At 69.9% G+C, this 13,284-nt stretch carries 14 protein-coding genes and 1 pseudogene; 12 read left to right on the top strand and 3 right to left on the bottom strand.

From position 1 onward, the window contains the following. Nucleotides 1–43 precede the first annotated feature (43 nt). The 4 genes from ACFXJ8_RS01935 to ACFXJ8_RS01950 all read left to right on the top strand — a co-directional run bounded on the left by ACFXJ8_RS01935 (nt 44) and on the right by ACFXJ8_RS01950 (nt 6,094). Nucleotides 44–1,072, top strand: coding sequence for a LacI family DNA-binding transcriptional regulator (locus ACFXJ8_RS01935; RefSeq protein WP_379641915.1), 1,029 nt, complete (start codon nt 44–46; stop codon nt 1,070–1,072). Between the two features lie 49 nt (nt 1,073–1,121). Further along, nucleotides 1,122–2,339, top strand: coding sequence for a glycosyl hydrolase (locus ACFXJ8_RS01940; RefSeq protein ID WP_379641916.1), 1,218 nt, complete (start codon nt 1,122–1,124; stop codon nt 2,337–2,339). Nucleotides 2,340–2,353: 14 nt separating this feature from the next. Further along, nucleotides 2,354–4,834, top strand: a complete 2,481-nt coding sequence (locus ACFXJ8_RS01945) for a discoidin domain-containing protein (protein ID WP_379641917.1) — start codon at nt 2,354–2,356, stop codon at nt 4,832–4,834. An 84-nt stretch (nt 4,835–4,918) separates the two neighbouring features. Beyond that, nucleotides 4,919–6,094, top strand: a complete 1,176-nt coding sequence (locus ACFXJ8_RS01950) for a WD40 repeat domain-containing protein (protein WP_379641918.1) — start codon at nt 4,919–4,921, stop codon at nt 6,092–6,094. A 160-nt stretch (nt 6,095–6,254) separates the two neighbouring features. Here ACFXJ8_RS01950 and ACFXJ8_RS01955 read toward each other — a convergent pair whose 3' ends face one another. Together ACFXJ8_RS01955 and ACFXJ8_RS01960 are read right to left on the bottom strand one after the other, a co-directional pair. Further along, nucleotides 6,255–6,800: a hypothetical protein gene (locus ACFXJ8_RS01955; RefSeq protein WP_379641919.1), complete on the bottom strand. Its 546-nt coding sequence runs from the start codon at nt 6,798–6,800 to the stop codon at nt 6,255–6,257. 41 nt (nt 6,801–6,841) lie between these two features. Next, nucleotides 6,842–7,084: pseudogene (locus ACFXJ8_RS01960) on the bottom strand (helix-turn-helix domain-containing protein); the annotation flags it as partial. Between the two features lie 204 nt (nt 7,085–7,288). Between ACFXJ8_RS01960 and ACFXJ8_RS01965 the strand changes: the two are divergent. Next, nucleotides 7,289–8,035, top strand: coding sequence for an NADPH-dependent F420 reductase (locus ACFXJ8_RS01965; RefSeq protein ID WP_379641920.1), 747 nt, complete (start codon nt 7,289–7,291; stop codon nt 8,033–8,035). Between the two features lie 152 nt (nt 8,036–8,187). Here the strand turns inward: ACFXJ8_RS01965 and ACFXJ8_RS01970 are convergent, their stop codons facing one another. Further along, the gene (locus ACFXJ8_RS01970; RefSeq protein ID WP_379641921.1) at nt 8,188–8,694 is read right to left on the bottom strand and encodes a MarR family winged helix-turn-helix transcriptional regulator; all 507 of its coding nucleotides are present in this window, start codon (nt 8,692–8,694) and stop codon (nt 8,188–8,190) included. Nucleotides 8,695–8,803: 109 nt separating this feature from the next. Between ACFXJ8_RS01970 and ACFXJ8_RS01975 the strand changes: the two genes are divergently transcribed. The 7 genes from ACFXJ8_RS01975 to ACFXJ8_RS02005 all read left to right on the top strand — a co-directional run bounded on the left by ACFXJ8_RS01975 (nt 8,804) and on the right by ACFXJ8_RS02005 (nt 12,745). Continuing rightward, nucleotides 8,804–9,604 carry an alpha/beta fold hydrolase gene (locus ACFXJ8_RS01975; RefSeq protein ID WP_379641922.1) on the top strand — a complete coding sequence of 267 codons (801 nt, stop codon included), beginning with the start codon at nt 8,804–8,806 and terminating at the stop codon, nt 9,602–9,604. Between the two features lie 15 nt (nt 9,605–9,619). Next, nucleotides 9,620–10,129 (top strand): cupin domain-containing protein, encoded by a 510-nt coding sequence (locus ACFXJ8_RS01980; protein WP_379641923.1) that lies wholly within the window; start codon nt 9,620–9,622, stop codon nt 10,127–10,129. A gap of 11 nt (nt 10,130–10,140) precedes the next feature. Continuing rightward, nucleotides 10,141–10,290 (top strand): hypothetical protein, encoded by a 150-nt coding sequence (locus ACFXJ8_RS01985; RefSeq protein ID WP_379641924.1) that lies wholly within the window; start codon nt 10,141–10,143, stop codon nt 10,288–10,290. Nucleotides 10,291–10,353: 63 nt separating this feature from the next. Further along, nucleotides 10,354–11,049: a DUF429 domain-containing protein gene (locus tag ACFXJ8_RS01990; protein WP_379641925.1), complete on the top strand. Its 696-nt coding sequence runs from the start codon at nt 10,354–10,356 to the stop codon at nt 11,047–11,049. Nucleotides 11,050–11,159: 110 nt separating this feature from the next. Further along, the gene (locus ACFXJ8_RS01995) at nt 11,160–11,813 is read left to right on the top strand and encodes a DUF433 domain-containing protein (RefSeq protein ID WP_379641926.1); all 654 of its coding nucleotides are present in this window, start codon (nt 11,160–11,162) and stop codon (nt 11,811–11,813) included. Between the two features lie 42 nt (nt 11,814–11,855). Continuing rightward, nucleotides 11,856–12,239 (top strand): hypothetical protein, encoded by a 384-nt coding sequence (locus tag ACFXJ8_RS02000; RefSeq protein WP_379641927.1) that lies wholly within the window; start codon nt 11,856–11,858, stop codon nt 12,237–12,239. A gap of 173 nt (nt 12,240–12,412) precedes the next feature. Next, the gene (locus tag ACFXJ8_RS02005) at nt 12,413–12,745 is read left to right on the top strand and encodes a helix-turn-helix domain-containing protein (protein ID WP_379641928.1); all 333 of its coding nucleotides are present in this window, start codon (nt 12,413–12,415) and stop codon (nt 12,743–12,745) included. The last annotated feature ends 539 nt before the right edge of the window (nt 12,746–13,284 follow it).

The raw sequence follows: 13,284 nt of genomic DNA on the forward strand, positions 1-13,284 counted from the left end.
CTTTCGTGTCAATAGATGAGATGAACTCGTGAAGGAGTCATGCGTGGGCCGACCGACGATCGCCGACATCGCGGAGCGGGTCGGGGTGTCCAAGGGGGCGGTGTCGTTCGCGCTCAACGGGCGTCCCGGGGTCGCCGAGGCGACGCGGGCCCGCATCCTCCAGGTGGCCAAGGAGATGAACTGGCGTCCGCACAGCGCCGCCAGGGCACTGGGCGGCGCGCGGGCCGAGGCGGTCGGGCTGGTGATCGCCAGGCCCGCCAGCACGCTGGGCGTCGAGCCGTTCTTCGCCCAGCTCCTGTCCGGCCTGCAGGCCGGGCTGTCGGCGCAGTCGGTGGCGATGCACCTGCTGATCGTCGAGGACGTCGAGGCGGAGATGGAGATCTACCGCGACTGGGCCTCCGCCCACCGGGTCGACGGCTTCATCGTGGTCGACCTCAAGGTCAGCGATCCCAGGATCGAGGTGCTTGAGGAGCTCGGCGTGCCCACCGTGGTGCTGGGCGGCCCCGGCCGGCACGGCTCGCTGTCCAGCGTGTGGGCCGACGACAGGGAGGCGATGCTGTCGGTCGTCGAGTACCTCGCCGCGCTCGGCCACCGCCACCTGGCCCACGTCGCCGGGCTGCCCGCCTTCCGGCACACCCAGCGCCGCATGCGCGCGCTGCGCGACTCGGCGCGACGTCTTGAGCTGGCCGAGGCCGTGTCACTGGCCACCGACTTCAGCGACTCGGAGGGCGCCGCCGCGACCAGGACGCTGCTGTCCCGCGCCCGCAGGCCCACCGCGATCATCTACGACAGCGACGTGATGGCGCTGGCGGGGCTGGGCGTGGCGGGCGAGATGGGGGTACGGGTGCCGGACGAGCTGTCGATCGTGGCCTTCGACGACTCGGTGCTGACCAGGATCGCGCACCCGGCCATCACCGCGCTCTCGCGCGACACCTTCGCGCTGGGCGGCCAGGTGGCCGAGGCCATGCTGGCGCTGATCGCCGCCCCGCAGGCGCGGCGCGACCTCAGGACGGCCACCCCTCGGCTGGTCGTCAGGCGGAGCACGGCGGCTCCCGGGGCTTGGCAAGAGTGACTAAATCGGTTTAGGGTCCGGGCAGATCGACTCACCGCTCGGAGGACGCGTGCCCGTGCCCCACCCCATCCGTTTCGGCGCCAACTACGTGCCCTCCGCAGGCTGGTTCCACAGTCAGCTCGACCCCTCGCCTGACGCCGTCCGCCGCGACTTCGAGGACCTCGCCGGGATCGGGCTCGACCACGTCCGCGTGTTCCCGATCTGGCCGTGGATCCAGCCGAACCGCACGCTGATCAGGCAGCGCGGGATCGACGACCTGCTCCGGCTGATCGACCTGGCCGCCGAGTTCGACCTGGCCGTGGCCGTCGACCTGCTGCAGGGGCACCTGTCCAGCTTCGACTTCCTGCCGTCGTGGGTGCTGACCTGGCACGAGCGCAGCCTCTTCACCGACCCCGACGTCCGCGACGGCATCGCCGCCTACGCCGACCGGCTCACCCGCGCCGTGGCAGGCCGCGACAACGTCTTCGCCGTGACGCTCGGCAACGAGGTCAACAACCTCTACCCGGCCAACCCGACCACCCCGGAGGCGTCGACTCGATGGGCCGCCGAGCTGATCGACGTCGTCCGGTCGGCGGCGCCCCACCTGCTGGCCCTGCACTCGCTGTACGACGCCACCTGGTACGAGCCCGACCACCCGTTCCACCCCGCCGACAACGTCGACCTCGGCGACCTGACGACGGTCCACTCGTGGGTGTTCAACGGCGTCTCGGCCATCGACGGCCCGCTCGGCCCCGCCACCGTCACCCACGCCGACTACCTGGTCGAACTCGCCGCCGCCACCTCGCTCGACCCGGCCCGCCCGGTCTGGCTGCAGGAGGTCGGCGCGCCCCGCCCCGACATCCCCGAGGCCGACGCTCCCGCGTTCGTGCGCGGCATGCTCGACGCCGTCACCGTGAACCCGGCGCTGTGGGGCGTCACCTGGTGGTGCTCCCACGACCTCGACCGCGCTCTGGCCGACTTCCCCGAGCGCGAGTACGACCTCGGCCTGTTCACCGTCGACCACCGGGCCAAGCCCGCCGCCGAGGAGCTGGCCGCCGTCATCAAGGAGCAGCGCCGTACCGCCGTGGACAGGCCCGCGCTGGTGTGCGGCGTCGACCTGCGCTCCGCGCCCGAGCGCAGGGCCGAGGTCGCCCCCGGCAGCGCCTTCCACACCGAGTGGGTACGGCTGCGCCAGGCCGGACCGCTGGCCATCGTCACCGCCGACCGCGCCGCCGACACCGCTCATCTCAACGCTCGGGGGATCACCACCGTCCTGGCCCAGGCCTGAGAGAAGGAGATCAGATGCGACGGACGTTATTACCCCTGCTGTGCGGGGCCCTCACCGCGACGGCCCTCGTCGTCGCGGCCCCCGCACAGGCCGACCCCACCCCTGCCGCCTCCCCCTCCGCCGACTCCACGTCGGCCGGACCCGACGCTTCCTCCGTGAGCAGGCGGGCCGCCGTCGGCGGTGGCGACCAGCCGTACGCCTCCTACTGGCACCCGAGCACCATCCTCGGCTGGGACCCCGCGACCGACCCCGACGCCCGCTTCAACCGCTCGCGGGTGCCGCTCAGGCCCCGGGCCTCCGACCCGGCGCTGAAGGCCAACGCGAACGCCCGCGCCGGCGAAGGCCGCGTCGCCTCGCTGGTGTCGTTCGGCCCCACCTCGGGCAACCCCTCCCAGGGCGCGCTCGACCCCAACTACTACGCCTTCACCCACTGGCAGTACGTCGACACGCTGGTGTTCTGGGGCGGCTCGGCAAGCGAGGGCCTCATCCTCGCCCCCAACGCCACCGTGATCGACGCCGCCCACCGCAACGGCGTCAAGGTCTACGGCACCGTCTTCTTCCCGCCCACCGCCTACGGCGGGCAGATCCAGTGGGTGCGCGACTTCGTCACCAAGTCGGGCTCCTCCTACCCGGTCGCCGACAAGCTCGTCCAGGTCGCCCGGCACTACGGCTTCGACGGCTGGTTCATCAACCAGGAGACCGCCGGCGGCGACGCCGCCCTGGCGACCGAGCTGCGGTCCCTGATGAAGTACGCCAGGGGCAAGGGCCCGGTCGAGTTCATGTGGTACGACGCGATGACCGAGAGCGGCTCCATCTCCTGGCAGGACGCGCTCACCACGGCCAACGACGCCTTCCTGTCCGACCCCGCCAGGGTGTCCGACTCGATGTTCCTCGACTTCGGCTGGAGCGCGGGCGACCTGACCTCCTCCCGCGACCTGGCCCGGTCGCTCGGCCGTGACGAGCACGAGCTGTACTCCGGCATCGACACCGAGGCCAACGGCTACAACACCGGCGTGGCATGGGACGCGGTGTTCCCCGCAGGGCAGCCGCACGTCACCTCGCTCGGCATCTACCGCCCCGAATGGACGTGGAAGTCGTCGACGGGGCCCGCCGACTTCCGTACCAAGGACTCGCGCTTCTGGGTGGGCGCCAACGCCGACCCGTCCAACACCTCGACGTCGTCGGCGTGGAAGGGCCTGGCCCACTACATCGCCGAGTCGACCGCCGTCACCGCCAAGCCGTTCGTGACCGGCTTCAACACCGGGCACGGCGACTTCTACAACGTCGGCGGCGTCCGCGTGCGCGACGGCGGCTGGAACAACCTGTCGCTCCAGGACGTGCCGCCCACCTACCAGTGGATCGTCTCGTCCACCGGCACCAAGCTGACCCCCTCCCTCGACTACGGCGACGCCTACGAAGGCGGTTCGTCGCTGCGCCTCACCGGCCGCCTCGACGCGACCAACACGGTGCGCCTCTACCAGACCCGCCTGCCGGTGGCCGCCGACACCAAGCTGTCCGTCGTGGTCAAGACCCCGGCCGCGGGCGCCACGAACCTGAAGGCCGCCGTCGCGTTCACCGACGCGCCGACCGCCTTCACCACGATCGACCTCGGCTCCACCAGCGGCACCGGCTGGGAGCGCAAGACCCTCAACCTGTCCGCCCACGCGGGCAAGACGATCGCGCAACTCGGCCTCCAGGCCGCCGGCAGCGCCGACTCCTACGACATCCGCGTCGGCCAGCTCGCCGTCTACGACGGCACGGTCGACACCGTCGCCGCCCCGACCGGGGTGAACGTCCTCGGCGCCACCGACGTGTCCGCCACCCGCAAGTCGCTCCGCCTGTCCTGGACGGGTACGGCCCAGGCCCACCACTACGACGTCTACCGCCGCAACCCCGACAGCACCCGCACCTACCTGGGGGCGACGCCGAACGACGCCTACTTCGTACCGCAGCTCGACCGGAACGGCACCGAGACCACCACGACGATCGAGGTGGAGGCCGTCGGCGCCGAATACGGCCGCTCGACCGCCGCCACGACCACCGTCTCCTGGTCCGGCACCCCGCCGACCGACACCAACCACGCGCTCAACCGCCCGGCCACCGCCTCCAGCCAGTGCAATGCGAACGAAGGCCCGGCCAAAGCCGTCAACGGCACCGTGAACGGCGGCAACACCGACAAGTGGTGCGCGCTGACCGCCACCAAGTGGCTGGAGGTCGACCTCGGCGCGGCCAAGTCGCTCAACCGGTTCGTCGTCAAGCACGCCCAGGCCGGCGGGGAGTCGTCGAGCTGGAACACCCGCGACTTCACGATCCAGGTGCGTGCGACGACGTCCGACGCGTGGACCACGGCCGTGACCGTCACCGGCAACACCGCGGCCACCACCACGCACCCGGTCACGGTGAACGGCCGGTACGTCCGGCTGACGATCACCAAACCCACGCAGAACTCCGACCCGGCCGCCCGAATCTACGAGTTCGAGGCCTGGGGAAGCTGAGCCGCACCACGCTCGGGGAGGCCGGGTGCGGCCACCCCGAGCGGTCCTTGACCCCGGCGCCGCCACCGCCTGATGATCAACGATATGTTCCCGCGCCCGAGCGTCATTGCGGCCGGGCTGATCACGCTCGCGCTCGTCAGCGCCTGCGGCGACCGGCCCGCCATCGAACGCGTCTCTCTCGACTTACCCGATCCCGCGACACTCTCGCCTGCGATCTCGCCATCCATGGGCGCGTCGCCTCTCGTCTCACCGTCCAGGCTCGCGACCACCTTCACCTCCCCGCCCGCCACGGCCGTTCCGCCGTCGCACCTGACGAACGTCCCGCCGCCGTCACCCCCGGCGGCGATCCCCTCCCTGCCCTCGACCGGCCCGCCGCGTTTCGTCGTGACAGCGCGCGTGCCGATCGCCCGCTTCCACGGGAGGTCCAAGACGGCCGCCGCCTTCATCCCGGTGCTGCCTGCCGTACACGACGCCACGACGGGAAAGCGCATCGCCGGCATCCGGCTGCCGCAAGGCGTGGACAGCTCCTGGCAGCTCGTGGCCTCCGCGCCGGACAACCGCACCTTCCTGCTGTCCGGCTGGACCGGCCCCGACACTCCCATCCGGTTCTTCCGCGTCCGACTGTCCGAGGACGGACGGCCCGGCGAGCCCGAACTCGTACCCGGATTCGACAGTGACGGCCAGAACCCCGGCAGCGCTCTCGCTCTCAGCCCTGACGCCACCAAGCTCGCCTACGCAGGCATCCTCTTGGGTGGAGGCGCCAGGGTGTCGGTGGTCGACCTCGCCACCGGAACCCGCCGCGACTGGGACACGCGGGCGTCCACCATGGTGTCCGGGCTGGCCTGGGCACCTGACGGGGAGCGGCTCGCGTTCGCGGCGGGCGGCTGGGGGCTGGGCGTCCTCGATCCGGCCGACCCCGGATCCGACCTGCTCGCCGCCACCCGTCTGGTCAAACACGGGCATGGCCTGCAGTCACCGCATGCGGTGGCCTACACCCCCGACGGCACGGCCCTGATCTATTCGGTGGGCCACGCCATCGAACGCATTCCGCTCCCTGGCGGTACGGCGCCGCAGGTCCTGGCCACGCTGACGCTGCCCTCTGACGCGTCGGCGACCATCAGGTTCAGCCTTGACGGCACCGGCAGGTACCTGCTCACCGCGCACGGATGGCGTCTCTACCGGGTGGACCTCGAAAACGGCTCGACCACGTCGATGCCGATAGAGGCCGACGAGGGCCTTCCCCCCAACGCCGCCTGGTGAAGGGCCCGCGCGAGGAGAGCCGAACGGCTGCGCAGCGCCCGCCTCCTCGGTGGGAGGTCCCGCCCTGGAACGGCTGCGCACCGCCCGCCTCCTCGGCGGGAGGTCCCGCCCTCCGGCCTACTCGGCTGAGGCATGAGACCGGGCGCACCGGCGTGTCGGCCTACCGGCTCCCGAGTTGCCGCAGCGCCTGCTCGGATGCCGAGCCCGGCTCGGCGGCGAACAGGTCCAGCCCGCAGCACGACGGCTCGTCCGGCAGCGCGACGAGCTCACCGTGCAGAGTCAGTTCGCCCACGACCGGGTGGTGCAGCACGTACGTCCGGTTCCTGACCTGCGCGACCGGGTGCTCCGCCCACATCCGCGCGAAGTCCGCGCTCAGCTCCCGCATGTGGTCGATGTGCGCCGCGAGTCCGGAATCCCCGCGATAGCGCCCGAGCAGAACGCGTAGATGCGCCACGTGCTCGCGTGCCGCCCGCGCCCAACCCGTGCGGTGCAGCTCGCGCAGGTAGGGCTCGGTGAACAGCAGGTGCGAGAGCGTGCGGCGGCTGTCCGGCAGCGCGGGGAAGTCGCCGAACACCGCCACGGCGAGCTGGTTCCGCCGACGATCTGCGTGTGCCGGCCGACCAGCAGCGCCGGCATCATCACGAACGACTCCAGCACGTAGCGCAACCCCGCAGGCACCTGCGACGGGGCCGCGGCCTCGGCACACGGCCGGGGAGGCCGCGCGATCCGGTGCAGGTAGGCCGATTCGTCGGTGTCCAGCCGCAGCGCCGTACCGATGGCGGTCAGGACCTCGTCCGAAACGCTGTCCGCCTTGCCCTGTTCCAGACGCGTGTAGTGGGCGATGCTCACGCCCGCCAGCCGGGCCAGCTCCTCACGCCGCAAGCCTGCGACCCGGCGCACTCCTCCGTAGTCGCGCAGCCCGACGTCCTCTGGGCGCAGGCGGGCACGGCGTGACTTGAGGAACTCGCTCAGCTCGGTCCGGTCGTCCACGCGGCAACCCTACGCCCGGGCACGCGGCGGGTGATCACGCCGTGAGTACGCAGAATGCGGGCCTGGTCGGGCGGCCGCGGCGGCTCCACGCTGTCAGAGCCACCCACGCGCGAGCGCCGCTCGCCGGCTCTTGTCGCAGCATCCACACGGCATCCACACGAACGCTCTTGTCGCGGCATCCACACGAACGAACGGAGACAAGCCGTGCCCCTAACGCTCGGAATCATCGGCAGCGGAATGATCGGTTCTGCCGTTGCCCGCCTGGCCGTCGCGGCAGGCCTTGAGGTTGTCCTCAGCAATACGCGAGGCCCTGAAACGCTCACTGATCTTGTCGCTGACCTGGGCGGGCGTGCCCGAGCGACCACACCGGCCGAAACGGCACGCGCCGGGGACCTGGTGGTCGCGGCCATCCCGCTGAAGGCCTGCGAGCAGCTTCCCGCTGACGCTCTGGCCGGCAAGACGGTGCTGGATACGGCGAACTACTACCCCGAGCGGGACGGCCACCTGGCCGAACTGGACGCGGGCGAGCTGACTTCCAGCGCTCTGATGCAGCACCACCTCGCGGGCTCCCAGGTGGTCAAGGCGTTCAACACCATCACCCCGCACCAGCTGTTCTCCCTCGCCCGGCCCGCGGGTGCGCCGGACCGCAGTGCCCTGCCCATCGCCGGCGACGACGCGGAGGCCAAGGCAGCGGCCACTCGGCTGTTGGACGTCCTCGGTTATGACGTGGTGGACATCGGCAGGCTCGCCGACAGCTGGCGCAGCGAACCGAACACGCCGGTGTACATCCAGCCCTACCTTGGTGAAGTGCCCAAGATGAACGTTGCGGCATTCCTCCGCTGGACTCTCCAGACACCCGGCATCGCCGTTCCCGCAGCGCAGGTCCGTGAGCTCGTCGAGACCGCGGTTCGCCTGCCGGCAGGCGAGGCCAGGCTCCCGAGCGACGACTGACAGAGATGATGTAGGGGAGCACCTCCCGCCAGGGCCTGACCCAACGACTGACTGACTCTGGAACCCGGCCGGGTCACCGGCAACGTGTCTCATACGGTGGCCCGTCCTTCGTCGCGGCTCGCACGTGCCTCGAGGACGGGCCGCTGTCTACCTCAGCCCCCCGAGGTTGGGATGTCGCCGTAGGACTCCAGCAGGGTAGACAGCGCCGCGACCAGCAGCTCGCGATCTTCGGGGCCCAGGGCTTGGAGCAGGCGGGCCTCGTTGGCGATGTGCAGCGGCAGGACGCGGTCGATGACCTCCAGGCCGTGATCGGTGAGGCGGATCCTGACCGAGCGGCGGTCCACCTCGTCGCGGACCCGGATGACCAGGCCCTTGTCCTGCATCCGGTCCACCCGCAAGGTGATCGCCCCGGTGGTGACCAAGGAAGTCTTGAGGAACGCGCCCGCTGTCAGCTCGTAGGGCGCGCCGGATCGCCGCAGCGTGGACAGCACGTCGAACTCGCCGGGCTCCAGGCCGTGCCCGGCCAGGAAGTCTTTGATCTCCTTGTCCCACATGCGGGAGATCCGCATGATCCGGCCGACGACGCCGATCGGCCAGAAGTCGATGTCGGGTCGCTCGCGCCGCCACTGCTCCAGCACCGAGGCCACTGCGTCGGCCATGGACCACCCTCCTCACATTTAGGCGAGCGCTCATTAAGTTGACACTCGCACAAGTGCTGATTATCTTAGCGCTCATCTTATCGAGCTGACTCAATGAGTGGTGGTTGTCATGCCTTTCACCTCAGTCCGCAACACCGACGTCCACTACGAAGTCGATGGACAAGGACCCGGCCTGGTGCTGGTCCACGGCACCGGCGGCGACGCCGAGAAGGTCTTCGGCAACGTCGTGGAGCACTTCACGCCTATCAGGACCGTCGTGCGACCCAACTTCAGCGGCAGCGGGCAGACCGCCGACGACGGCGGCGAGCTGAGTGTCGACCTGATCGCCGACCAGGTCACCGCGGCCACCCGTGCCGCGGTGGACGGCCCGGTGGACCTGCTCGGCTTCTCCCTCGGTGCCGTCGCCGCAGCCGCGGTCGCCGCGACCCATCCGGACCTGGTGCGCAGCCTGATCCTGGTGGGCGGCTGGGCCCACTCCACCGGCCCCCGCGACCAGTACTACTTCCAGACCTGGGCCAAGCTCCTCGAGACCGACCGTGAGCTGCTCAAGCGCTTCTCCGCCCTGACCGGCTTCAGCGCCGCCGCCCTGGACCGCTTCGGCCACGAGGGACTCGCCCACTCCCTGGCCGACGCCTGGCCACCCCCCAGCATCGGGCGTCAGATCGAACTGGGCGCCAAAGTGGACCTCCGCGCCCTTCTCCCCAAGATCACATCCCCTACGCTGGTGATCGGGTTCGCCGAGGACAACATGATCCCCATCGAGGGCTCCCGCCAGCTGAGCGCCGCGATCCCCGGCAGCCGCCTGGTGGAGGTTGAGGGCGAGGGCCACATGGACTGGTTCGCCGACCCCAGCGGGCTGGTCAAGCTGACCCGCGAATTCATCGACGGCGCCGCCGGCCCGCGCGCATAACCCTGAGGAGCACCCGTGTCCTACCCCGACCCCCGCTACTTCGGCGACACCGGCGAGATCAACGCGACCTTCCGGCCCGCCACCGCCGCACCCGACTTCGTCTCCAAGCCCGTCGCCACCTCAGGACCCAACGTGGCCCAGGGCACCGCCTACCACTACCTGTCCACCACCGCCTCCACCGGAGGGGAGTACGGCCTGTACCGCGTGGACATGGGCCCGCAGTTCGGCGGTCCGAGCACGCACTTCCACAAGTCCATGTCGGAGTCGTTCTTCATCCTGTCGGGCACCATGCGGCTGTTCGACGGCAGGCGGTGGATCGACGCCACCGCCGGCGACTACCTCTACGTCCCGGTTGGAGGACTGCACGCCTTCCGCAACGAGTCCGGCGAACCCGCCTCGATGCTGATGCTGTTCGCACCCGGCGCGCCCCGCGAGGAGTACTTCGAGGGCGTCACCGAGCTCGCCGGCCTCAGCGACGAGGAACGCGCGGAGTTCTTCCTGCGCCACGACAGCTTCTTCGTCTGACATCCAGGGATGTGGCGATAGACGCGCACGTCATTCTGCCCGCCGGCCCGCTCCGCCGGGTGACCGCGGGCCCGGACGGCTACACCGCCACCGCACCGGCCGACGCCCCGGCCGGCACGCCGGGCAGCCCCGGCAAGATCGTCCCAACCTGGATCGCCTGACGACATCACCTGTCCCCACCCCGGCCCCCACCTCAGCGGCCCCACATCGGCGACCATGGCGTCATGGACCACAGGCGAGTGCTCGGCGTCGACGGCTGCAAGCAGGGCTGGATCGGCATCGCCGTCGCCGCCGGGCAGTTCGCGCACGCGTACTTCGCGACCCAGATCGATGAGCTGGTCCGCCTGGCCGCCATGGACGGTGAGCTCGAGGTCGTGGCCGTCGACATGCCGATCGGCCTGCCCGACCGCGGACGGCGACAAGCCGACGTCCTGGCCCGTCGAGCGGTGGGCGCGCGCTGGCCATCGGTGTTCATGACGCCGACCCGAGCAGCGCTGGAGGCCGACGACTACCTGACGGCGGCCACGATCAACCAGGAGCTGGCCGGCGAAGGAATCTCTCGCCAGGCGTTCGCGCTGAAGGGCAAACTCCTCCAGGTCGATCGCTGGGTCGGCCAGACGAGCCGGCGTGTCGTCGAGGTCCACCCCGAGGTCTGCTTCGCCCGCCTGGCAGGCGCTCCCCTCCCGAACCGCAAGACCACCTGGGCCGGCGCGGAGCACCGACGTACCCTCCTCGAAGGCGCCGGCCTCCGCCTCCCCCACGACCTTGGTACGGCCGGCACGATGGCGGGCGTCGACGACGTCCTCGACGCGACCGTCGCCGCCTGGACGGCACACCGCGTCGCCACCGGCCACGCCCACTCCATGCCGTCCCCACCCCAGACCTTCACCGACGGCATCGCCTGCGCGATCTGGGTCTGACCGATCAATTGGCACCCCAGACCCCTGATCAAGATGCGGTAGTGGCTGATGGATCGTGGGGATGTTTGCGATGATGACTGCGACAGGCTCAGTTCAGGGAGGTGAAGCACGTGTCCTACAACCCAAAGCTCGCGGCGGCGTTGTCCGGCGCCACGCTTCGCCAACTCGCGCATTGGCGTAAGGCCAGCGCCCGTCGCGGAGCGGTGCTGGTGCCTGAAGTCTCCCCGGTCCGGCCACTGCTGTACTCGTTCCGGGATCTGGTGGCGCTGCGCACCTGCGTGAAGCTGCGGAACGACGCCTCGCTGCAGAAGATCCGCCGGGCGTTGGACACGCTCCGCGATGACCTGCAGGAGCGTGAGCATCTGTCGGCTTACCAGCTCGTGGCGGATGGGTCGACGATCTACCTCATCGAGCCGGGCCAGGCGACCGACCTGGTCCGCCGCAAGGCCAACGTCGTCATCCACGAGATGGTTGACGTCCTGCGCCCCTTCTACCGCGATGGGCGGCATATCCCGGATCTGCTGCGACCCCGTGAGCACGTCACAGTCGATCCGGCGATCCGCGGCGGCATGCCGGTGATCAAAGGAACACGCGTGCCATACGACGAGGTCGCGGCCCTGCTACGAGACGGGGTCCCGGCCGACAGGGTCGCGGAGTACTACCCGAGCGTGTCAACCTCGGCGGCCTTGGACGCCGCCGACTTCGCCGACTACGTCGACAGTTACGAACCCCCCAGGGAGCAGCGTGAGGCTGCTGCTGGATGAGAACGTCCCCAGCCCCTGCACCAGGTCCTGACCACCTTCATCGTGAACCACGAGATCGTCCATCTCCTGGATCTCGACGGATGGTCTGGAACTCGGGACGAGACCCTCTACCCGCAGGCTGCCGTTGAAGGGTTCAACGTCGTGCTGACCAACGACGGTCGGCAGATGCAGCGCCCACGCGAGGTAGGCGCCATCGCCGCATCGGGGCTGCATCGGATCGAGTACCCGCACAAGCATCCTGGCCTGGTCGGGATAGGAATCGCGATCGCGACGATCGCCGCGGGATTGCCCAGCGCGCTGGCGATGCTGGAGGAAGCCGACGGTCCACGGCTGATCACCCTGCGAAGCGTTGATCCTACGGTGTCAAGCCGATTGCACGTCATCGACCCCGCCGCGGCTCCGCCGAAATTCTGGCCAACTTCGTAAGCTGGCCGTCACACCCTCTCCCTTGTTACCTGCCTCTGCGTGGGGACAGACGACGTTCGCGGCGGCATCTTCCTGGTCGCCGGAGACTGTAACGACTGGTAGGACGAGGCGATCGCACTGGCTGATGAGCGGTTCACCGATCATCTGATGGCCTCGAAGGAGCAGGAGGGGTGATGAGCGCCGAGTTCGTCAAGTGGAGCGAGGTCAAGGCCAAGGCGCGTGAGCTCGACCCGCGTAGCGATGCCGAACGCGAGGTGGCGCAGGCGGCCTCCCGGGCGCGGCTGGAGGCATATCAGCGCGGCTACCAGCTCAGTGAGATGCGCAAGGCCGTGGGCGTCACCCAGGCCGAACTCGCCGAGACCCTCGGAGTCAGCCAGGCCCGGATCTCCCGGATCGAAAGCGGAGAGGTGTCCGGCATCGACGACATCCCCGCCTACGTGACCGCGCTCGGCGGCACCGTCGATCTGGTGGCGACCCTCGGCGACCGCACCTGGAAGGTCGCCTGAAGACACGCGTCCCCACCCGATGGCCTCCCTCATAGCCAGGGGCGAAACAGTTCACAGACTCGGCCTACCCCAAGGCGTCGATGACTGATCGACCTGGGGAAGCCGTTTTCCCTCCGACCGAGTGATGCACTCGAGACGCGCTGTTGTCACAGAAGACTGCGATCGGACGATCAGGAGAGCTACTCTAGGTGAGGCTTAGGCAGGGGAGCCGCCCGCGAGGGCCGCTCCCCATCGCCTTTTTCGCGGTCGATCTCGCCGAAAAGGCCTGGGCTCGCCGGTCTCCCGAATCACTCGAAGCGAACGAGCAAACACGGGGAAACCACAACCGCACACCACCTGGCAACCGCCATTGCGGCACTTCCCCATCCGAAACGTAGGGAGAGCATCGCGGGTTGGTCTTCGCCGAACTCCTCGCACGCGATGACCTACCGGCTCACCGCTACACCGCCAACACCCCGCTCATCCACAACCGAGTGCGCTACACCCCGCCCGGGATCCCGAGACGCGTGGTCAACGGGGACGGGAGTGGGGCGGGAGCC

It is taken from the genome of Nonomuraea sp. NPDC059194 (assembly GCF_042754765.1).
In the GTDB taxonomy this organism is placed as follows: domain Bacteria; phylum Actinomycetota; class Actinomycetes; order Streptosporangiales; family Streptosporangiaceae; genus Nonomuraea.